This window comes from Stenotrophomonas sp. YJH_SMC_79, from assembly GCF_059367995.1.
This window is the reverse complement of record NZ_JCAFRK010000001.1, coordinates 944,714-967,065: the sequence shown is the minus strand read 5'-3', so window position 1 is coordinate 967,065 and position 22,352 is coordinate 944,714. Positions and strand designations below refer to the sequence as shown.

14 protein-coding genes are annotated in these 22,352 nt (G+C 66.3%); 7 read left to right on the top strand and 7 right to left on the bottom strand.

Features of this window, described 5'->3' with window-relative positions:
- Nucleotides 1-10: 10 nt before the first annotated feature.
- Together AC5P57_RS04865 and AC5P57_RS04860 are read right to left on the bottom strand one after the other, a co-directional pair.
- Nucleotides 11-2,215: a TonB-dependent siderophore receptor gene (locus AC5P57_RS04865; protein ID WP_099554284.1), complete on the bottom strand. Its 2,205-nt coding sequence runs from the start codon at nt 2,213-2,215 to the stop codon at nt 11-13.
- A gap of 144 nt (nt 2,216-2,359) precedes the next feature.
- Nucleotides 2,360-3,055: an alpha/beta hydrolase gene (locus AC5P57_RS04860; protein WP_262236388.1), complete on the bottom strand. Its 696-nt coding sequence runs from the start codon at nt 3,053-3,055 to the stop codon at nt 2,360-2,362.
- Nucleotides 3,056-3,239: 184 nt separating this feature from the next.
- Here AC5P57_RS04860 and AC5P57_RS04855 point away from each other — a divergent pair, with 184 nt between their 5' ends.
- Nucleotides 3,240-4,379, top strand: coding sequence for an MFS transporter (locus AC5P57_RS04855; protein WP_099554323.1), 1,140 nt, complete (start codon nt 3,240-3,242; stop codon nt 4,377-4,379).
- A gap of 81 nt (nt 4,380-4,460) precedes the next feature.
- Here AC5P57_RS04855 and AC5P57_RS04850 read toward each other — a convergent pair whose 3' ends face one another.
- Entirely contained in the window at nt 4,461-5,579 is a 1,119-nt protein-coding gene (locus AC5P57_RS04850; protein ID WP_049412666.1) for an alpha/beta fold hydrolase, read from the bottom strand.
- A 183-nt stretch (nt 5,580-5,762) separates the two neighbouring features.
- Here AC5P57_RS04850 and AC5P57_RS04845 point away from each other — a divergent pair, with 183 nt between their 5' ends.
- The 4 genes from AC5P57_RS04845 (at nt 5,763) to AC5P57_RS04830 (ending at nt 12,643) form a co-directional block, all read left to right on the top strand.
- Nucleotides 5,763-7,109 carry a c-type cytochrome gene (locus tag AC5P57_RS04845; RefSeq protein WP_099554288.1) on the top strand — a complete coding sequence of 449 codons (1,347 nt, stop codon included), beginning with the start codon at nt 5,763-5,765 and terminating at the stop codon, nt 7,107-7,109.
- Nucleotides 7,106-8,032, top strand: coding sequence for a c-type cytochrome (locus AC5P57_RS04840; RefSeq protein WP_099554290.1), 927 nt, complete (start codon nt 7,106-7,108; stop codon nt 8,030-8,032). The genes AC5P57_RS04845 and AC5P57_RS04840 overlap by 4 nt, the downstream gene beginning before the upstream one ends.
- A 115-nt stretch (nt 8,033-8,147) precedes the next feature.
- Nucleotides 8,148-10,526: a TonB-dependent receptor gene (locus AC5P57_RS04835; protein WP_099554292.1), complete on the top strand. Its 2,379-nt coding sequence runs from the start codon at nt 8,148-8,150 to the stop codon at nt 10,524-10,526.
- Between the two features lie 8 nt (nt 10,527-10,534).
- Nucleotides 10,535-12,643, top strand: coding sequence for a phosphocholine-specific phospholipase C (locus AC5P57_RS04830; RefSeq protein WP_099554294.1), 2,109 nt, complete (start codon nt 10,535-10,537; stop codon nt 12,641-12,643).
- Between the two features lie 100 nt (nt 12,644-12,743).
- Here the strand turns inward: AC5P57_RS04830 and AC5P57_RS04825 are convergent, their stop codons facing one another.
- From AC5P57_RS04825 to AC5P57_RS04810, 4 genes are all read right to left on the bottom strand, one after another.
- Complete coding sequence (locus AC5P57_RS04825; RefSeq protein ID WP_099554296.1) at nt 12,744-14,339, bottom strand: alkaline phosphatase D family protein; 1,596 nt, start codon at nt 14,337-14,339, stop codon at nt 12,744-12,746.
- A 10-nt stretch (nt 14,340-14,349) separates the two neighbouring features.
- Nucleotides 14,350-17,283 (bottom strand): TonB-dependent receptor, encoded by a 2,934-nt coding sequence (locus tag AC5P57_RS04820; protein WP_099554298.1) that lies wholly within the window; start codon nt 17,281-17,283, stop codon nt 14,350-14,352.
- Between the two features lie 141 nt (nt 17,284-17,424).
- Nucleotides 17,425-18,447: a FecR family protein gene (locus AC5P57_RS04815; protein ID WP_099554300.1), complete on the bottom strand. Its 1,023-nt coding sequence runs from the start codon at nt 18,445-18,447 to the stop codon at nt 17,425-17,427.
- Nucleotides 18,444-18,959 (bottom strand): RNA polymerase sigma factor, encoded by a 516-nt coding sequence (locus AC5P57_RS04810; protein WP_072166673.1) that lies wholly within the window; start codon nt 18,957-18,959, stop codon nt 18,444-18,446. Before AC5P57_RS04810 ends, AC5P57_RS04815 begins: the two co-directional genes overlap by 4 nt.
- A 38-nt stretch (nt 18,960-18,997) precedes the next feature.
- On the opposite strand from AC5P57_RS04810, the gene AC5P57_RS04805 reads away from it, so the two are divergent.
- Together AC5P57_RS04805 and aceE are read left to right on the top strand one after the other, a co-directional pair.
- Nucleotides 18,998-19,396, top strand: a complete 399-nt coding sequence (locus AC5P57_RS04805; protein ID WP_495219493.1) for a hypothetical protein — start codon at nt 18,998-19,000, stop codon at nt 19,394-19,396.
- A gap of 245 nt (nt 19,397-19,641) precedes the next feature.
- On the top strand, nt 19,642-22,314 hold the full coding sequence (gene aceE / locus AC5P57_RS04800) for a pyruvate dehydrogenase (acetyl-transferring), homodimeric type (RefSeq protein WP_495219492.1): 2,673 nt from the start codon (nt 19,642-19,644) through the stop codon (nt 22,312-22,314).
- Nucleotides 22,315-22,352: the final 38 nt, after the last annotated feature.

The window sequence follows — 22,352 nt, the reverse complement described above, 5'->3', positions numbered from 1 at the left end:
AAGACCCGCGTCAGAACTTGTAGTTCAAGGTGAGCCGTACATTGCGCGGCTCACCCCAGGTGTAGGTGCTGTACCAGTTGAAGATCGTGTAGTAACGCTTGTCGAGCAGGTTGTTGACGTTGACCGTGGCCGACAGGCGATCGTTGAACTGGTAGCGCGCCATCGCATCGAGCAGCCAGTACGGCTGCGTGCGATGCACGACCTGCGCACTGGTCGCCGGGTTGGTGATCTCGCCGAAAGTGGAATCCTGCCAGCGCGCGCCACCACCCAGTGTCAGCCCCTGCCAGTCGCCACGCAGGCGATAGCTGGTGTGCAGGCTGAACTGGTTTTCCGGTTCCAGCGTGGTGACCTTGGCTCCGGCCTGGCGGGCGATCTTGTGCGAGTACCCACCCTGCACCTGCCAGCCTTCCGCCAGCTGGCCCGACATCTCAAGCTCGTAGCCCTTGGTACGCACGCCCATCAGGGCGCGATACGCATCCTGCCCGTCCGGTGTCTTGCCGCCGGTGGGCTGGGCGAAGTTGTCCTGGTCGAGCTGGAACAGCGCCGCACTGGCGTTGAAGCGCCCATCGAGGAACTCGGCCTTCAGGCCCATCTCGTAACTACGGCCTTCCAGCGGATCCAGCGCCTTGCCCTGCTCGTCGCGTTCGCTGTGCGGCTTGAAGATGGTGCTGTAACTGGCATACACCGAATAGTGCTCGCCAAGGTCATAGACCACACCGGCATACGGCACGAACACGCCGCTCTCGCGCGTGCCCGGCGAGCGATAGCTGGCCAGGCGGCTACCCACGATCACCTTCAGTGGATCGGCCACGTCGAAACGACCGACCACATAGACGCCATTCTCGCGCGTCACTTCATTGTTGTCGTAGCTGCGCTGCCATTGCGGCTCCGCAATGTCGCCCTGCCATGCGCGGTAATCGGGCACCTCGGTCGGATAGCCGGGCTGCGGCGAGTAACCGGTATTGGTCCAGCGCTTGCGCGAGGCGCTGCCACCGACCACCAGCTCATGCTCGCGGCCGAACAGGCCGAAATGACCGCTCAGGTAGAAGTCGGCCGCGTTGCTGACAGTCTTGCCAACGTACTTGCCCAGCCACAACGACACGCCTTCGCCGGTGACCGGATCGGGATTGCCAGCGGCCGCTCCCGCCAGCGCCGCGTCATAGCCGTTGACCTGGTGGTTGAGCTGCAGCTTGGCCACCCAGTCGTTGGCGAAGGTGTGCTCGAGCGTGGCAAAACCGGTGCGAACATACTGGCGCCAGCCACTCCAGCGGGTGCCGTTGTTGAACGAACGCGGCATGTCATTGAAGTTGCCGGCACTGTCCAGCAGCGGAATGCCGCCCCAGGTCGAGCCCTTCGGGTCGCTGTCCATCGCATCGCCACCCACGGTCAGCAGCGTGCGCTCGCCCAGATCGGCTTCCAGCACCGCGTAGCCGACCTTGCTGGTGCGCTGGTAGTAATCGAGATTGGAATGCTTGTCCTGCCAGGCGCCCACTGCACGACCGCGCACGCGTCCATCGGCGGTCAACGGGCCGCCGACATCGATCTCGGCACGGTAGTCATCCCAGCGCCCCACGCCCAGCGTCGCGCTGCCGGCGAAGTCCTTGCCCGGCTTCTTGCGCACCAGGTTGATGGTCGCGCCGGGATCTCCCATGCCGGTCAACAGACCGGTGGCGCCCTTGAGCACCTCGATGCGGTCATAGATGGCGGTATCACTGAGCGTGTTGCCCGCCGAGTAGGCCGAGTCACGCGACATCGGAATGCCGTCGTACTGGAAGTTCTGCACGGCGAAGCCGCGTGCGTAGTACTCGGTGCGCTCGCTGTCGTAGGTGACGATGCTGATGCCCGGGGTCACCCGCATCACGTCATCGATGCCGTGCAGGCCGAAGTCATCCATCTCGGCGCGGGTGATCACGCTGATGGTCTGCGGGGTCTGCCGCGGGGTCAGCACCAGGCGGGTGGCGGTGGCGATGGTGCCCGGCGTGTAGGCGCCGCTGCCTTCGGTGATGGTGCCCAGCTGGTTGGCGGTGACCTGCACGGTCTGCAGGGTCTGCGAGGCTGGCGCCTGGCGATCCTTGTCCGCTTCAGTGACGGACTGCGCGGCAGCCATTGCGCTGCTGCCCAACAATGCGATCAGCAGGCTCTGCGCGAGCACCTGCGGCAGCAGGCGGCGACGCGGCAATGAGGACGGAAGACGGACAACGGGCACAGACAGCACGGCAGGACCTCCACAATAGGGTGGGATCCTCTGGCGGCGGCTGGAGGCAGGATGGGAACGCGGCCGGGCGGCCGCAGGCGCAGGAGTGTACTCCCCTGCGCCCCGGCTGTCGTGCTGTGTTCTGTCGCGCTGTGCTGCTGGGGCTCAACCGCCGATGGCGGCGCAGGCCTCCAGGATCAACGCGGTTACTTCCTTGGGCTTCGAGGCCAGTGAGGCATGGCTGGCATCCAGCTCCAGCAGGCGCTTGGGCTGCATCCTTGCGGCCATGGCCTTCTGATTTTCTGGTGCGATCATGCGGTCGTGGCGGGACAGCTGGTACCAGCTCGGCCTGTGCTTCCACGCCGGATCGCTGACCGTATCGCCGAACGTGCTGGCCAACGGCGCCTTCTGGGTCACTGCCATCATCCGGCCTTCGTCGTCGCTCAGGTCCTGGCAGAAGCTCTCATGGAACTTGTCGGCACGCAGCCACAGGTAGCCATCGCTGTCCGGGGCCAGGTTCGGCGCCGCTTCCGGAAGATGCTGCTGGGTGATTCCGCCGGGGCTCTCGCCGGCATCGGGAGCAAAGGCGGCGATGTAGACCAGGCCCTTCACGTTGGGCTCGTTACCGGCCTGGCTGATCACCGCGCCACCGTAGGAGTGGCCGACCAGCAGCACCGGCCCGTCGATCTGCCGGATCATTTTCTGGGTACGTCCTGCGTCGTCTGCCAGCGAGGTGAGTGGCAGTTCCACCGCCTGCACGCGGTCATGGCCGTTGCGATGCAGTTCCAGGATCACCTTGGCCCAGTGTGCGGCCCCGCCCCAGAATCCATGGACGAGGAGGATGGTCGGTGTCGTGCTCATGAACAGGTCTCCGGCAGCGGCCGGCGGGATGCCGACCGTGCAGCCACTGTCCGCGCATGGCGTTAATCACTGGTGACGCAATCGGGTCATTGCAATCGTATGCGTCGCCCGATGTCATGCATGGCACTTGCCGATCCGACTTGAAAACGTTTTCATGAGCATCCCCTGGAGCTTCGCATCGCGCATGACGCCTTCATCCCCGCGTGCCCAGCAGCACGCCACCCGTGCCGCCTTCTTCATCCCCGGATTCGCCACCGCCGCGTGGGCGCCGATGGTGCCCTACGCCAAAGCCAAGGCCGGGCTGTCCGACGCCAGTCTCGGCGCCGTGCTGCTGTGCCTCGGGCTGGGTTCGCTGCTGGCGATGCCACTGGCAGGTGCGCTGACCGGGCGGCTGGGCTGCCGCCGGGTGATGGTGATCACCTGCGCGATGATGCTGTGCGCCCTGCCCCTGCTGGTACTGGCACCGACGCCACTGGCACTGGGGGCGGCACTGTTCGTGTTCGGCGCCGGCGTCGGTGCACTGGATTGTGCGATGAACATGCAGGCGGTGGCGGTCGAGCGCGACGCCGGGCGCGCAATGATGTCCGGCTTCCACGCCTTCTACAGCATCGGTGGATTCGTCGGCGCCGGCTGCATGACCGGGCTGCTGATCCTCGGCACGCCGCTGTGGCTGGCCGCGCTGGTTTCGGTGGCCGCTCTGCTGCTGGTGGCCGTGCTGTCGGCGCCGCACTGGCGTCCGCAACGGATCCTGCACGAAGGACCTCTGCTGGCGCTGCCGCATGGCGTGGTCCTGTTCATCGGCGTGCTGGCCTTCGTGGTGTTCCTTGCCGAGGGCTCGATGCTGGACTGGAGTGCGGTGTTCCTGGCTGAAGTGCGGCAGGTACCACGCGACCAGGCCGGGGCCGGCTTCGCGTTGTTCACCCTGGCGATGACCGCGATGCGCCTGTTCGGCGACGGTATCGTCGAGCGCCTCGGCCGCACCCGCACCCTGGTCATCGGCGGCATCACTGCAGCAGCAGGCTTCACCCTAGCCACGCTGGTGCCCTCGTTCCCGGTGGCGCTGGCCGGCTACGTGCTGGTCGGGCTGGGTTGCGCCAACATCGTGCCGGCGCTGTTCTCGATGGCGGGCCAGCAGCGGGTGATGCCGGAGAGCATCGCCATCACCGCGGTCACCACGCTGGGCTATGCCGGCATCCTCGCCGGTCCGGCGGCGATCGGCGCACTGGCACATGCCACCAGCCTCGGTTTCGCCTTCCTGTGCGTGGCCGCGCTGCTGCTCGGCGTCGCGGCGTCTGCCCGCTCGCTGGCAAGACGGGTGGCCTGACAGAAAAAGGGGACGGAGGGGATTAAGTCGTTTCCAACCCAGGAGTGCGGGAAACGACTTAATCCCCTCCGTCCCCTTTTCTCAGCTGCGCGTCAGCCACTCGGCCTGGGCCGGCAGCTGGGGTGCCGGGCAGGCACTCTGCGGATGGTGCTCGTCGCGCGCCATCCAGTCGTCGACCACGCCGGCCAGCAGGTCCAGCCGCAGCGGCAGGGTGATGTGATCCTCGCCGCGCATCTCGATGTAGTGCGCGCGCGGGTTGGCCTGGGCCAGTTCGCGGCCCTGGCTGACCGGAATGTGCTGGTCGCCCTGCCCGTGCAGCAGCAGCACGCAGGCGCGGGTATCGGCCAGCGCGCGGGCCACGTCCACACGGTCCAGATCAACGTCGATACGCCGGCTGGCGGCGGCGATCACCTGGTTGATGTCCTGGCCGCCATAGCGCCAGCGCGCGTAGGAGGCCACCGCCTGCGCCTTCAAGCCTTCCGGCTGCAGCCCCATCAGGTGCGGAATCATCGTGCGGATGGCCACGCCGGCGTTGGCGAACGATTCCATCGCCACCACGCCTTCCACCTGGTCCCCCAGCTTGTCGGCAGTGAACACCGCCGTGGCCGCGCCATACGACACGCCGAACAGATACAGCGGGCCGGTCACTTCGCCGCGCGCACGCAGCTCGTTGATCACATCGACCACATCGTCCGATTCGTAGGTGCCATAGCCGGACGGCCCCGCACCGGACTGGCCATGATTGCGCAAGTCGAGCGTGACCACGCGGTAGCCGGATTCGGCCAGCTGCAGCGACCACGGCAGCATCGAATCACCGTTCATCATCCAGCCGTGCAGCAGCACCACGGTGCCGCGCGGCGCCTGTGCGCGGAACGGCTGCGGTACCGCCAGGCTCAGCCCGGTATCCAGCGGCAGGCCGTTCTCGTGGCGCTGCGGCAGGTAGTGGTAACGCGCGCCGTAATCGCCAGGATCGAACACACGCCAGAAGATCGGCACGCCATCGCGGCCCGGCGCGAAGCCGTGGCGATTGGGCAGTTCGGCAATGGCCGCAGCAATGCGCGGACGATCGAGCAGGGTCGATACGCCACCCGGCGCGATCAGCCGATCGGCGAGCGAGGTGGACGAGGCATTGATCGAGGACGAGCATGCAGCCAGCCACAGGCCGGCGCACGCCAGCAACAACAGCAGCAGGCGCTTCATGGGCAATCGGGGAAAAGGTGCGACAGCGTGGCAGGTTAGCGACGCGGGCGTGGGCCATCTATCGCGCGCGGATGACGGCTTGATGACAACGCAGGAACGATTCAGCTTGGTGTACAAGCTGTATCCGTTCAGTCATTGATCCGGATCAATGAACGCGCGCGCGGGATTGCCCACAGTGCTGCCATGCGCACCTCGTTCAAGCTCGCCATTGCCCTGGCCGCCACGCTGGCCGCCGCCTACGGCATCGCCCGCACCACGCCCTACTGGTTCGCACCGCGACAGACGGCGCAGGTCGACATCCACGATCCGACGCTGATCACGCAGGGACAGTACCTGTCGCGCGCCGCGGACTGCGCCGCCTGCCACACCGCGCCCGGCGGCAAGCCGTTCGCCGGTGGCCTTGGCATGCAGACGCCGATGGGCACGATCTACTCGACCAACATCACGCCCGATCCGCAGACCGGCATCGGTGCCTACGACTACGCCGACTTTGAACGCGCGGTACGTCGCGGCATCCGTCACGATGGGCAGCCGTTGTATCCGGCCATGCCGTACGCCTCGTACGTGATCGCCAGCGACGCCGAAATCAAGGCGCTGTACGCCTACTTCATGGGCTCGGTGCAGCCGGTGAAGCAGGACAACGCCGACAGCACGATCCCGTGGCCGGCCAACATGCGCTGGCCACTGGCCTGGTGGCAGCTGCTGTTCGCACGCCCGCGCACGTTCAACCCGGATCCGTCGCTGGATGCCAGCCAACAGCGCGGCGCCGAACTGGTGGAAGGCCTGGCCCACTGCGGCGCCTGCCACACGCCACGCGGGTTGGCGTTCCAGGAAAAGGCGATGGCCGATGATGGCAGCCGCCAGTTCCTGTCCGGCTCGGTGCTGGAAGGCTGGTATGCGAAGAACCTGCGCAATGAATCGACCGGCCTGGCCAGCTGGAGCGAGGACGAGATCGTCGACTTCCTGCGCACCGGCCGCACCGATCGATCGGCAGCCTTCGGTGGCATGGCCGACGTGGTCGAGCACAGCACGCAGTACCTGTCCGACACCGACCTGCTGGCCATGGCCCGCTACCTGAAACAGCTGCCGGCGCGTGAGGGCCGCAGTGCGCAGTGGTCGCCCGGTACCGACACCACCACCGCCGCACTGCGCAGCGGTAACTACCGCGTGGCCGGTTCGCTGGCCTATGCCGAGCACTGCCAGGCCTGCCACCGTGCCGACGGGCGCGGCATGCCGCGCGTCTATCCGGCCCTGGCCGGCAACTCGATCGTGTTCGCTGACGATCCCAGCTCGCTGGTACAGGTAACCCTGATCGGCGGCCGCACGCCGCATACCCCGCACGACCGCATGGCCTTCACCATGCCCGGCTTCGAGCAGCTACCGAATGCGCAGCTGGCACAGATCCTGACCTTCATCCGCAGCAGCTGGGGCAACCAGGCCAGCGCGGTGAGCGAGGTCGACGTGGCGCGCATGCGCCGGGTGGTGCGCGACAAGCCGGTGCACTACGTTCCGCAGGAGGCCGCACAATGAAGCGTTCGCGCACGCGTTCCCGCCTGCTGATTGGCAGTGCGATCACCCTCGTAGTGCTGGCCGGCGCCGGTACCCTCGCCTACCGTCATCTGTACCCGGATCTGGATGCCGCCGTGGCCAGCACGATCGATATCCTCGATGCGCAGGGCAAGGTGGTCGGCCACTACCATGCGCCCAGCGCCGAAGAAATCGCTGGGCTCGGCAATGCCGAATCCGTGATGCTCGGCCGCCGCATCCTCAACGAGACCGCACGGCTGCTGCCGGACAATGTCGGCAACGATCTGAACTGCAACTCGTGCCACATGGCCGAGGGCAAGCGGCCTTTCGGCAATCACTACTTCAATACCGGCGGCGGCGCCTATCCGCGCTACATGCCGCGTCCGGGCAAGGTGATCGGGCTGACCGAGCGCATCAATGGCTGCCTGCAGCGCTCAATGAACGGCAAGCCGCTGCCGAAGGACTCACCGCAGATGCGCGCGATGCTCGATTACATGGCGTGGTTGAGCAGTCCTGTGCCGGACGGTGCAAAGGTGGCCGCCCCCAGTGAGGGGCCCATCGACAGCACGCTGACCCCGGACCCGGTCCGCGGCCGGGCGCTGTACGCCGTGCAGTGCGCCGCCTGCCATGGCGACAACGGCGAAGGACGGCGCGACGCCAGCGGTGACATCGCTTTCCCGCCGCTATGGGGCGACCACAGCTTCAACATCGGCGCCGGCATGGCGCGCCTGTACAAGGCCGCCGGCTTCGTCAAGCACAACATGCCACCGGCGGTGACCCGCGAGCCACCACTGGGCCAGCAGGCGATGCCCGACCAGGATGCGGTGGACATCGCCAGCTACTTCATCAACCAGCCCCGGCCGGACTTCGCCAACAAGGCCAAGGACTGGCCGCGCGACCCGAAACCCAAGGACGCGCGGTACTGAAGCAGGCAGCAGGTGCCGGCCGTCGCATAACACGATTCCTGCATCGTCACGTCATGCCGATGTCATTGGCGCTGCCGACACTCCGGGGTTTCCTCCCTCTGAAGGTCCGGTTTCGATGCGAACGATTGCGCGCTTTCCCCGTGTCTCGCTGCTGGCCCTGCTGATCGCCCCCGCCCTGGACGCCCTGGCCGAAGCACCGCAGGGCGACGCGGCCGAAGCGCGCAGCACTGACGCCCGTACCCTGGACCAGGTACAGGTGATCGGCCAGGCCACCAGCTACGCCAAGACCTCGGTGCGCGCGGAAACGCTGAACCGGCAGACGGTGATGAGCAGCGTCAACGACGCGCTCAATGAAGTGCCGGGCGTGGTGGTCAGCGAGGCCGATGCCACCGGCTCGTCGGTGTGGGGCACGCAGATCAGCATGCGCGGCTTCGTCACCAACCGCGATACGCAGCAGATCGGCACCACCATCGACGGCCTGCCCAATGGCGGCTCAGGTTACGGTGGCGGCTCACTGGCCAACCGCTACATCGACACCCTCGACCTGGAGACGGTGGAAGTCAGCCAGGGCACCGCTGATATCTCCTCGCGCTCGAACGAAGCGCTGGGCGGCACGCTCAACTTCCTCACCAGCGACCCGCTGCAGGACAGTCGCCTGCGCTTCGTGGTCGGTGCCGGTGACAACGATGCGCGCAAGTATTACGTACGCTACGACACCGGCCTGCTCGGCGGCCACACCCGCGCCTGGGTCAGCGCCTCCTCCTCGAAGGTGCACGACTGGATCGACGGCACCGGCCACGCCAGCAACGACCACATCGCCGGCAAGTTCATCACCGAACTGGACCGCTGGACCCTGACCGGCTACCTGTCCTACAACGATGCCGACGAGCCGGAATACACCAGCGTCTCACCGAAGGGGTTCGCGACCAATCCCGAGCGCGACAACCTGGTCGGCACCCTCACCGGCATTCCGTACCTGGACCAGAACTACCGCTCCGGTTCGCGCGCCTTGCGCGAGAACACCTTCGGCTACCTTCGCGCAGCCTTTGACGGCGGCAATGGATTCAAGACCTCGGTGGCCGCCTACGGGCACCGCATGCAGGGCCGTGGCGACTGGTTGCCACCCTACCTGGCGCAGGTCAGCGATGACGGTGCGGGCCGCCCCGAGTCGGAGTACATCGGTGGAAAGACCGTGTACGGCGGCAGCAACCGTGGCCAGATCTTCTTCGTCAATCCCGACGGCAGCGCCGCGCAGCGCCTGGCCAGCTGCACGCCACGGCTGGGCTTCACCGCCGAATATGATCCGAACTGCTACGCCGGCAACGTGCTGGGCGCGCAGTCGTATCGCCACACGCACTACGACAACGACCGCATGGGCGTGACCGCCGATGTCGAGTGGCGACAGACCTTCGGCGCGGTCGACAACACGATCCGTGGCGGCCTGTGGGTGGAGAAGCTGGACCGTTCGGCACGCCGCGACTGGCATCGCCTACTCAATGTCGGCCAGAGCATCGACTTCGACCATCAGCCGTACTGGGTGCAGTTCGAGGACAAATACAAGGTCGACGAGCAGATGTACTACGTCGAGGACGTGGCCCGCTTCGGTCCGTTCAGCGCGCGCCTGGGCGTCAAGCAGTTCTTCGTCGACCAGTCGCGCCGCCGCGTGATCGGTGCCAGCGAGCACGTCACCTCCGATTCCAAGTCCGATCCACTGCTGTCCACCGGCTTCACCTGGGCACCCGGCGTGGAAGGCATGGAGTTGTTCGCCGGCTTCTCGCAGAACTTCGCCGCGATTCCGTCCGGCGTGCTTGGCGAGACCGACCCGCAGCGCTTCCGCAACGTCGAGCCCGAAACCGCCGACAACATCGAAGTGGGCATGCGCATCAGCCGCTGGCCGCTGACCGCCTCGGTCACGCTTTACAACATCAAGTTCGACAACCGCATCGTCTACCTGCCCGCGGGCTTCGTCAGCGGCATCGACTACCTGGGCGAGACCGACGGCGTCTACGAGAACTTCGGTGGCGTGGAAAGCAACGGCCTGGAAGCGGCGTTCGGCTATGGTTGGGACAATGGCTGGCGGATCAACGCGGCTTACACCTACAACCGCTCCAAGTACCTCGGCAGCGGCAACGCCGCGCGCGATACCCAGCTGGGCATCGTCGACGGTGCCAAGGTGATCGGCCAGCCGGAGAACACCCTGGTGCTGTCGGCCGACTGGCAGGGCGCCAACTGGAACTTCGGCCTCTCCGGCCGTTACCTCGGCACGCGCTACCTCGATGCCGCCAACGTCAACAAGCTGCCCTCGGCCACCGTGTTCAACGCCAACATCGGCTTCGACCTGCAGGGCCTGTCGCCGCGCCTGAAGGGCATGGGTGCCAACCTGGTGGTGAGCAACCTCACCGATAAGCGGTATCTTGCAGGGGTGGACGGCCGTGACAACGCCTTCATCGGCGCTCCGCGCACCGTCGGCATCTCCTTCCGCGTGGACCTGTGAGTGAGCCAGTGACCGATATCGGCCGACGCCGGTTGTTGCAGGCCGGCGTTGCCGCCGGCCTTTCCCCGCTGCTGCCCAGCATCGCCCGGGCCGCAGCGATCGCCCCCGCCGCGCAGACGCGCAGCCTCGAAGACCTGCAGCACATCGTGGTGCTCATGCAGGAGAACCGTTCGTTCGACCACTACTTCGGCACGCTGCCGGGTGTACGTGGTTTCGGCGACCGCTTCGTGGCCCCGGCTGCCGCGCTGCAGGCCGGTGGCCGCGTGCGCAGCCTGTGGCTGCAGCCCGATGCCAGCGGCAAGCGTGCGATCGCGCCCTTCCCGCTGGATACCGCCGCGCACTTCGGCTACATGCGGGTGGAAGGCACGCCACACACCTGGCCCGATGCGCAGCGCGCCTGGGACCACGGGCGCATGGGGCACTGGCCGAAGGCCAAGCAGAACCACTCGATGGGCTACTTCCAGCGCAGCGACCTGCCGTTCCAGTTCGCGCTGGCCGATGCCTTTACCCTCTGCGATGCGTACCACTGCGCGATGCAGGCCGGCACCAACCCGAACCGGGTATTCCTGTGGACCGGCCACAATGATGCACACGCGCGTGCTGGCGGCCCGGTGATCGCCAACTCGCACGACAACTTCCCCGAACAGGGCGGGCACCCGGCGTCCTACCGCTGGACCAGCTATGTCGAGCGCCTCCAGAACGCCGGCGTGTCCTGGCAGATCTACCAGGACATGGCCGACAACTTCACGGACAACCCGCTGGCCGGCTTCGAGGCATTCCGCCAGGCCCATCGCGCTGCGCCGGGGCATGACCCGCAGCTGCGCGCACGCGGGGTCAGCACGCGTGGCCTGGCGCAGCTGCGCCAGGACGTGATCGGTGGGCACCTGCCGCAGGTCAGTTTCATCATCGCCGATGCCGCGGGCAGCGAGCATCCTGGCCCTTCCAGCCCGGCACAGGGTGCGGCCTATACCGCACGCGTGCTGGACGCGCTGACCGCCGATCCGGAGGTGTGGAGCCGCACCGCCCTGCTGCTGATGTTCGACGAGAACGACGGCTTCTTCGACCACATGCCACCACCTGCCCCTCCCTCACCGGTGAACGGTGGATGGGCAGGTGCCTCGTCGGTCAGCACCGAGGGCGAGTATCACCGTCATCCCGCGCCGGGCGATGAAAAGTACGATGCTGCCGAGCTGCGCGGACGCCCGTATGGTCTCGGCCCGCGCGTGCCGCTGTACGTCATCTCGCCGTGGAGCCGTGGTGGCTGGGTCGATTCACAGGTGTACGACCACACCTCGGTCATACGGTTGATTGAACGTCGCTTTGGTGTCGCCGCGCCGGACATCTCGCCGTGGCGCCGAGCGGTCTGCGGTGACCTGACGGGCGCCTTCGACTTCGCCCAGCGCGATATCCGCCCGTTCGTGCGCGGCCTGCCCGATGTAAGCGCGGTGGCGGCACGAGCGGCGGCGCTGCCAGGGCGTACCGTGCCGGCGCTGCCGGAGGGGCTGAAGCCAGCGAAGCAGGAAAGCGGCGTACGCCCTGCACGCGCCCTGCCCTATCGGCCGCAGGCAGCGATTGCTGCGGTCGACGCCTCGGGCGTGGATCTGGCGCTGGCCTGCGAAGGTGCGGCGGCGGTGCTGCATGTCTACGACCGGCTGCGGCTGGATGCGGTGCCACGCCGCTACACGCTGCTGCCGGACATGCCGCTGCGCGAGCGCTGGCCGCTCGATGCCCAGGGCCGCTATGACCTGTGGCTGCTGGGCCCAAACGGCTTCCACCGCCACTTCCAGGGGGCGGCCAAGGATCCTGCCGTGCAGGCTTCAATTGATCGCACGGATGGCCAACTGCGGCTGCACCTGCGCAACCTGGATGACAGCGCGCAGCAGGTGCGTGTGCAGGCTGGCGCCTATGCCGGACACATGCCGGAGCAGACGGTGGCGCTGCCGGCGCATGCAGAGACTTCGTTGGCGTGGGATGCAACGCCTACCGCCGGCTGGTATGACCTACAGGTCAGCGCAGGTGAAAATGTCCTGCGCCTGGCCGGCCGTGCCGAGGACGGGCGCCCCGGCACCAGTGACCCGGCGATGGGCAGCGAACCACTGCGGTTCGAGCACGATTGAAGGATCTCTGTAGAGCCGAGCCCATGCTCGGCTGCTTTTCCGGTCAGTTATCAAAGAGCAGCCGAGCATGGGCTCGGCTCTACAGGGTTGACCGATAGATTCAGGCCTCCTGCAACCCTGGCCGGCCATGCTCCACCGCATAGCGCTTCCAGCTCTGCACCGCGCCATTCGGCTGCATCACGGTATCCAGCGTCTTCATGTCGCCGATCCACGCATCGCGGGTGACATCGCACAGCACGTAGCCACGCTTGTCGGTGGTCGCCTTCAGATAGGGGCTGTGCGCAAGCTGGTTCCTGGCATACGCGTCCACACCCTGGCCATCGGCGCCGGAAGTGATCGACGTGGCGAGGAACTCGCTGGAGATCACACCCGAGTCACGGTGGTCCTGCACCAGATCGCTGGCATAGTGGCGATGCGCGTCGCCGCAGGCGGTCACCACGTTGCCGAAGCCCACCTTCTGGATGTGGTCAAGCAGGCGCCGGCGGCTGTCCAGATAGCCTGACCACTGGTCGTCGGACGACTGCACCACCCCGTCCTTCTCGCGCATGTAGTTGCCCAGCGCTACCTGGTGGGCGACGGTATGCCAGCGCGGTGCGGCATCGCCCAGGCCGTCGAACAGCCAGCGTTCCTGCTTCGCCCCCACAATGCTGCGCTCCGCCGATTCCACCTCCTCACGCAGCGCCATGTTCACCTGCTTGCTGCGGTACTGGCGGGTGTCGAGCAGGTGCAGATCCATCAGCGTGCCGTAGCGCGCGCGCCGGTACATCTGCATGTGGCCGTCGCGCGGGAATGCCGAGCGGCGCAGCGGCATGTTCTCGTAGTAGGCCTGGAACGCCTGTGCGCGACGCAGCAGGAACACTTCGCTGGGCGTGTCATCCTGGTCTCCGGCACCGGCCCAGTTGTTGTCCACTTCATGGTCGTCAAAGGTGACGAACCACGGTGCCGCCGCATGCGCGGCCTGCAGGTCGGCATCGCTCTTGTACTGGGCGTAGCGGCGGCGGTAATCGTCCAGCGTGTAGGTCTGCGGCCCCACGTGGTTGCGCAGGTTGGTGAACGGCTGGCCGTTCATCTTCCGCAGGCCCGGCTGGCTTTCGCCTTCGTAGATGTAATCACCGTAGTGGAAGACGAAATCGAGCGGCTCCTCGGCAATGCGCCGCCACGCGGTGTAGTGGCCTTCTTCGTAGTGCTGGCAACCGGCCACCGCAAAGCGCACACGGTCCACCACGGCCGTGGCTGCGGGCAGCGTACGGGTGCAGCCGACCGCACTGGCGTGGCCACCGACGGTGAAGCGGTACCAGTAGGGCCGTCCGGGCGCCAACCCGTACAGTTCCACGTGCACGGCGTGGCCGAGTTCGGGATGCGCCATCGCCGCCCCCTGGCGTACCACCTTGCGCATGCCTTCGTCTGCTGCCAGCTGCCACTCGACCCGCATCGGCCGGGCCGGCATGCCACCGCCGAACACCAGCGGCTCGGTCGCCAGGCGCGTCCACAGCACCATGCCATCGGCCGATGGATCACCCGAGGCCACGCCCAGGGTGAAGGGTGTGCTGGCAAAACGCGGCTTGGCCAGCAGGTTGCGCGGGTTCAGCGCGGTGGCATCGGCCTGCGCGGCCAGCGCGTGTGCCGTGCCCATCCAGGCACCGGCAGCGGACAGGCCGGCCAGGGCCAGGAATCGCCTGCGATTGATCGTATCCACGGCTGTGCCCTCAGTTGTAGATGATGTGGAAGTAGAAGAAGCGGCCGTAGTCGTCGATCTCGGTACGGAAGCGCCCGTTCGGGCCGGTGCTGTAGGTCGGCTGGGTATTGAACAGGTTCTTGGCCTCGTACTTCAGCGTCACGTGCTTGCTGACCTTGTGGCTGAAGCCCATGTTGAAGGTCATGTACGGGTCGTAGTACGAATCCAGCCACTGGGTGTCGCCGAAGTCGACCAGCATCCGGCTGCGGTAAGTGCCGGACAGGCGCAGCTGCGCGCTCTTCCACGGCATGCGCCAGATCACCGAGCCGTTGAGCGACCAGTCCGGCTGGTACAGCAGGCGGTCCAGGCGGCGCTCGGTGCCATCAGTGATGCGGTAGTTGGTCTGGCCTTCCAGCCGCGTGGCGTTGAAGTACATGTCGAAACGCTGGCGGCCCCACTGCAGGTTGCGGTTGGCCACCGCGAACTCGACGCCGCGCAGCGTGGACTCATCGGTGTTCATCGGCTGGGTCACCCGGTAGCGGGTATCGCCCACGTTCTCGAAGGTGGTCAGGGTGTAGATGTCGTCCTTGATCACCTTGTCGAACAGCGCCACCGAGACCAGGCCGTTGTTGCCGTTGAAATACAGGTCCCACGCCAGGTCGATGTTGGTGGAACGGCGTGGCTGCAGGTCGGCATTGCCCTGCTTGATGGTGCAGAAGCCCCTGCCCTCCTCGTCATCGCCACAGCTGGTGCTGGTGGCCTGGGCGATGTTGCTCGGCGTCGGCCGGCCCAGCGTGCGGCTGGCGGAGAAGCGCAGGCGCTGGTCCTCGCTCAGCTTGAACGTCGCATTCAACGAAGGCAGCAGGTTGTTGTAGCCACCGCTCGTGTTGCGGAAGGCGGAGGTATAGGTAGTGCCGCCATCATCGCTGAATGGGCTGTAGGCATCGAAGCGGGTGTGGTCGTAGCGCAGGCCGCCGATCAGCAGCAGCCGGTCCCAGGCATAGTGCGCGGATACATAGGCATTGGTGATGTCCTCCACGTACTTGTAGTCGCTGGTGAAGTTGGCATTTGGATACGCCGCATTGTTGCTGCCCAGTTTCGGCAGCAGTTCCTCGTTCCACTTGCGGTTGTCGATCAGCGGGAAGCCCGGCACGCTGCCCAGCAGCGTCGAACCCGGATACAGGTAATCGTTGAGCGTGGCACTGCTCTTGAAGTAATCGAAGTCGATGTCCTGCCAGATCTTCAGGTGGCGGTATTCGGCACCGGTGGCCAGGCCAAAGCCACGCGCATCGGCGTCGATGTTGTAGCTGAAGTCGGCGCGCAGGTTGTCGATGCTCTCCTTGGCATCGCGCGGGGAGACATAGGCCTGCGCGGGGTTGAGCTTGAACGCCGAGCTGGTCAGCAGGCTGGAATCGGAAACCGCCACCGCGTTGGGGAACCCGTGACTGTCGTTCTCGTAGTCGACGAACAGATTGCTTGGGTAGGCGCGCACGCCCCAGTAGACCTGGTTGTTGTGGAAGGTTTCTTCGGTATGGCCGCCACGCAGGGTCAGCCGCGAACGGTCGCCCATGTCCCAGTTGAAGCTGGCGATGGCGCCACGGTTGCTGCGGTCCCAGCGGTCGTGGCGGTTCTTGATGTAGATGCTGTTGATCTGGGTCGTGCCGCTGTCCTCGGTCTGGTTGCGGATCGGAAACTTGGCGTTGCCGTACAGATCAGTCTTGTTCATCGTCGAGTTCTCGTAGAACCGGTACGAGTACAGCAGCAGCGATGCGTAGAACGGATCATCCGAGGGCTTCCACTCAAGCTTGGCGGAGCCACCGAAGTTGGTGATGAAGTTGGTATAGGTGCCGGTGCTGAAGTTGCCAGGCGCACGCAGCCCGTTCCAGCCCTTGGCCTCGTCCGGACCGGTGGTACCGTCGGTGAGGTATTTGCCAGCGTCGTTGTAGTAGTAGTTCGACTCCACCCAGCGCTTGACGCTGTTGCGTGAACGCTGCTCATAGCGTGCCACCGCAACGATGCCGAACTCCTGGTCGACGCCGAACTGGTTGGAGAACACCATCTTGGCGCTCTTGCCGAAGTGGCCCCGGGTCTCGTGGTTGCCGCCTGCGCTGCGCTCGACGTTGGTCTCGGCGGTGGAATAGATGCCTGCCACATCGGCAAACACGTACTTGCCCGACCGGTCGAAGGCACTGCGGCTGATGATGTCGATCACGCCGCCGATCGCATCCGGTGCCTGCTCCGCACTGAAGCTCTTGTAGATGTCGGTACGGGTGCCGATGTCGCTGGGAATCAGCTGCAGGTTGTTCATGCGCTCACCGGAGCCACTGCCTCCCACGCTGGCAATCGCGATGCCATCGATGGTGGTGTAGTTGAGGTTGGCCTGCACGCCGCGCACGGTCACGTAACGTGGCTCGCCGGCATCCTCTACCGCACTCAGGCCTGGAGCGGCCATCAGGCTCTCGGCCAGTGTCTCGTCGCCGTAGCTGTCCATTTCGTCGTAGACCACCGAATCCTTGATCACCGGCGACGACTTCTTCTGGTCGATGACCTCATGTGCAGCAATCACCTTCACCGTATCCAGGGTCGGCGCCACCACCGCCTCGGCCTCGCGCGGCTTCGGCGCGGCCGGCTTCGGCGCGTTGCTTACGGGTGCCGGATCGATGGCGATGACATTGCCATCGACCACGGTGTAACCCAGGCCGGTCCCTGCCAGCAGCGCGTCCAGCGCCTGCCTGACGGTGGCACCGCGCGGCACCGCACCGGCCATGCGGGCATCACCGCCGGCCGAGTACAGGAACTGCACCCCGGAACTGCGCGACAACTGCTCCAGCGCACGCGCCAACGGCTGCGCCGCGATCGGCGTGGATACACGCGCCTCCAGGCCATCGGCACCGGCGGCGAAGGCCAGCGGCACGCTGCAGGGAGACAGGGCGAGAATGATCGACAGGTAGAGCGTGTTGCGCATCACGGGTCCTTGGAAGAGAGAAGGCAGCAGGCGCCGCTGCGTGGCTCGGCAGCGGCTTCTCCCAAGTAAGAGCCCGCATCCACCGAAGTGGAGAACGCGGATTCGATGAATTTTTTCTGACAGTCAACGGCCACGTCGGCTTCAGCGACTGCCAACCCGCACGGTGCCGCCTTCGCGCTTCACCACGAAACGCGGGTCGCGTTCGAGGAAGGCCTGCAGCGCACCGATGCGATGCGCATCGAGACTGCCCGACAACCGTGCCGATGCCGCGCCTTCGTCCAGCACGCGCACCTGCACCTGGTTGTGCCGGTTGAAGGCAGCGGCCACCTCGTCCAGCCGCTCGTCGAGGAAGGACACTTTGCGCTGCTGCCAATCCAGCAGCATCGACAATGGCAGGTCCAATGACTCGACCGCATGGCTGCGCGCGTCGACCTGCACCACCCGGCCTTCGCCCAGCTGCGCAAGACGCCGGGCGTCCGCACCCTGGCTCCATACCTCCACCTCGCCGGAGACCACGCCGATGCGCGTGCTCTGCAGCCGTCGCGACACATCGAATACCGTGCCGATGTCCCGGATCTCCAGGCCGTTCACCTGCACCTCGAACGGACGGCGGTCGCGGGCGATGTCGAACGTGGCCTCCCCCTGCAGCAGCTCCACCTTGCGGCTGAACCAGCCCATGCGTACCCGCAGGCGGCTGTCCGCGTTGAGCCGCACCTGGGTCTGGTCGGGCAGCACCAGGTCGCGAAGTTCACCCTGTCCGGCACTGTAAAGCTGCTCGGTGGGCGCCACCTGCGGAACCAGGCCCACGCCGAGCAGGGTGATACAGGCTGCGGCAGCCGCCACCCACCAGCGCGCACGACCGCGACGCGGCACAGCGCGCGGCGGCGCGTGCACGCTACCGAACAGCGGCACCACCTTGGCGGCGATCTGCCGCGGTGGAACCGCCGCCTCGTCAGCCAACGGCGATTGCAGCGCCTCACCGACCTGCCGGTGAAGCGCGAGGGCGCGCATGTAGGCGCGCACATGCTCCGGCGAGCGCTTCATCCAGTCCAGGAACGCGACGCGCCCGGCCTCATCCAACGGCCCCTCGCGATTGCGCAGGAACCAGTCCATGGCCTCGCAGGCGATCGTGTCGTCGGCCACGGGCGATGAATTCCGGTTCATGTGAGCTCCCTGGCGCCCAGCGCCTTCCTGCAGGCCTCCAGACCCTTGCCGATGTGCTTGCGCACCATGTGCACCGACACCTGCAGCTGCTGGCTGATTCCCGGGCAGTCCAGCCCGTCGCGGTAGTGCAGCTCCATCACCCGCCGCGTGGTTGCCGGCAGTCGTGCGATGGTGCTGCGGATATCGTTCCAGCGCTGCGCACGCTCGAATTCGCCTTCGATGTCTTCTTCGCTTTTCAGCACTTCGGCCAGCAGGTCGACGTCTTCCAGCGGCGGCAGCGACGACCGCGCGCGCGCGTGCTCGCGCGCCAGATTGGCCGCCACGGTGAACAGGTAGGCTTCCGGGTTCTCGACCGCATCGGCATCTTCGCCGGTGCTGCGCAGCAGGCGAAGATAGACCTCCTGCGCCAGGTCTTCGGCATCCTCGCTGGCCGAACCGCGACGCAGGAAGAAGCCACGCAGCAGCCGGCGCCGCAGTTCGTAGCTCTTCTCCCAGATCCTCACGCTGTTCACGGCCGGCCAACCACCCCGAGGCTGGAAAGCCCCGCAGGGTGACCGCCATCGATGACAGTGGCGTTTCAACAGCCAGCAGGCAGCCGCTAGAATGCGGCTCCTGCGATGTCCCGGCAGCCCGCACAAGGAGTGCTCCCATCAACGCACGCACCGCCATCAACACCCTCAGCAGCCTGCTGTTCCTGCTGCTGGTCGCCCACACCACCGCCTACCAGCAGCAGATGTGGCCGCCCAGCCGGGTCATCCATGTGCATCCGGTGATCGTCGTCCTCGCCTATGCGCTAGGTGTGCTCACGCTGCTGCTGTGGATCGGCGGCCGCCGTGCATCGGAACCCGCCCAACGCCTGGCGCGCTGGTTGCCCATCGTCGCCTGGTGCCTGCTGGGCGTCGGCGTGGCGATCATCCCGGTGTTCCTGCCTGGGCTGTCCCCGGCCTGATCGGCGGCCGCGCCCAGCGCATCCGCCCTTGATACGACGCGCGGCACCAACCCTTGCTTGCCAGAGACCCAAGCCCTGCACGCCTACCGAAGCGTGGGGGGCAGGCCTACGCTTGTCTTCTCGGTGGCCGCCACGGTCGCCCTTCGCGTCACGGCCCCCGCCGTTGCGACCCCGCTCCAGTGCTGTGCGCCCTGCCGGTGTTGTCGCCCAGGCAGAAGTCCGACCGGCGCCCTCTGGAGACAGTCATGAACCAAGCCCTCATTCCCTTCGATACCGATCCACTGGAAACCCAGGAATGGCGTGAATCGCTGGAGGCGGTGATGCAGGCCGGCGGCCGGCCGCGCGCGCACTACCTGATCGACCAGCTGAGCGATCTGGACGCGCAGCAGCACGGCGACCTGCATACCCGTGCCTGGACCGCCTACGTCAACACCATCCCGCCCGAGCGCCAGCCGGCCTACCCGGGCGACCTGGCCATCGAGCGCCGCCTGAACGCGATGATCCGCTGGAACGCGATGGTGATGGTGCTGCGTGCCGGCAAGCATTCCAACGTCGGCGGCCACATCGCTACCTACCAGTCGGCAGCGGTGCTGTACGACGTGGGCTTCGATCACTTCTTCCGTGGCCGCACCGACACCTTCGACGGCGACATGATCTACATCCAGGGCCATTCGGCGCCGGGCATCTATGGCCGCGCCTACGTGGAAGGCCGCATCGATCCGGCACGGATGGACAACTTCCGCCGCGAAGCCGGCCGCGAAGGCCTGTCCTCGTATCCGCACCCACGCCTGATGCCGGAGTTCTGGCAGTTCCCCACCGTGTCGATGGGGCTGGGCCCGCTGACCGCCGCCTACCAGGCGCGCTACATGCGTTACCTGGAATACCGCAGCCTGAAAGAGCACCAGGGCCGCAGGGTCTGGGCCTTCCTCGGCGACGGCGAAATGGACCAGCCCGAATCGCTGGCGGCAATTTCCCTGGCCGGCCGCGAGCGGCTGGACAACATCGTGTTCGTGGTCAACTGCAACCTGCAACGCCTGGACGGGCCGGTACGCGGCAACGCCAAGGTCATCCAGGAACTGGAAGGCACCTTCCGCGCGGCCGGCTGGAACGTGATCAAGCTGATCTGGGGCAGCGGCTGGGACGACCTGCTGGCCCGCGACCACAGCGGCCTGCTGCGCCAGCGCATGATGGAGTGCGTGGACGGCGACTACCAGACCTTCAAGTCGCAGAGCGGCGCCTACGTGCGCGAACACTTCTTCGGTCGCTACCCCGAGCTGCTGGAGCTGGTCGCGCACATGAGCGACGACGATATCTGGGCGCTGGCGCGTGGTGGCCATGATCCACAGAAGGTCTTCGCCGCCTACCAGCAGGCAGTGAACACCAGCGGCCGGCCCACCGTGATCCTGGCCAAGACGGTCAAGGGTTTCGGCATGGGCGAAGCCGGCGAAGGCCAGAACATCAACCACCAGCTGAAGAAGATGAGCGCCGACGCGGTGCGTGCCTTCCGTGACCGCTTCAACCTGCCGGTCAGCGACGACCAGCTGGAGGAGATGCCCTACCTGCGCCCGGAACCGGGCAGCGCCGAGGCGGCCTACTTCGCCGAGCGCCGCCGCATCCAGGGTGGGCAGTTGCCAGCGCGCCTGGCCAGGGTCGATCCCCTGCCGCTGCCACCACTGTCGATCTTCAACACCCAGCTGCAGGGCAGTGGTGATCGCGGCCAGTCCACCACCATGGGCTTCGTGCGCATCCTCACCAGCCTGTTGAAGGATCCGGAACTGGGCAAGCTGGTGATTCCGATCGTGCCCGATGAATCGCGCACCTTCGGCATGGAAGGCCTGTTCCGCCAGATCGGCATCCACTCTTACCTGGGCCAGCTGTACACCCCGCAGGACGCCGGCCAGCTGAGCTATTACAAGGAAGCCAAGGACGGCCAGATCCTGCAGGAAGGCATCAATGAATCCGGTGCGATCTGTTCGTGGATCGCCGCCGGCACCGCCTACAGCAACCACGGCCTGGCGACGATTCCGTTCTACATCTTCTATTCGATGTTCGGCCTGCAGCGCGTCGGTGACCTGGCCTGGGCCGCTGCCGATGCGCGTACCCGCGGCTTCCTGCTCGGTGCCACGTCGGGCCGCACCACGCTGATGGGCGAAGGCCTGCAGCACGATGACGGCCACAGCCACGTGCTGTCGTCGGTGATTCCCAGCTGCGTGTCCTACGACCCGACCTACAACTACGAGCTGGCGGTGATCATCCATGACGGCCTGCGCCGCATGTATGTCGACCAGGATGACATCTACTACTACATCACCGTACTCAACGAGAACTACCCGCAGCCGGCACTGCCCGAAGGCGCCGAGACCGGCATCCTGAAGGGCCTCTACCTGCTGCACCCGGCAGCCGCCGATGCCGCCTCGCAGCCACGCGTGCAGCTGATGGGCGCCGGCTCGATCCTGCGCGAAGTGGAAGCCGCGGCAGAACTGCTGCAGCAGGACTTCTGCATCGCCAGCGATGTGTGGAGCGCGACCAGCCTGACTGAACTGCGCCGCGATGGCCTGGCCGCCGAACGCTGGAACCTGCTGCATCCGGCCGAGCAGCCGCGCGTACCCTACGTGCAGCAGTGCCTGCAGGGCCATGAAGGCCCGGTGGTGGTGGCCACCGACTACATGAAGATCGTCGGCGACCAGATCCGCCCCTTCATCAACGACCGCCGCTTCACCGCACTCGGCACCGATGGCTTCGGCCGTTCCGACACGCGTGAATCGCTGCGCACGTTCTTCGAAGTGGACCGTCATTTCATCGTGCTGGCAGCGTTGAAGACGCTGGCCGATGAAGGTCGCGTCGAGCGTTCGCGGATGCAGGAGGCCATCGCCAGGTACGGCATCGACACCGGCAAGCGCGATCCGGCTGCGGTGTAAGGCTGCTGAGTTCACCACGCCCGCTGTGCGGGCGTGGT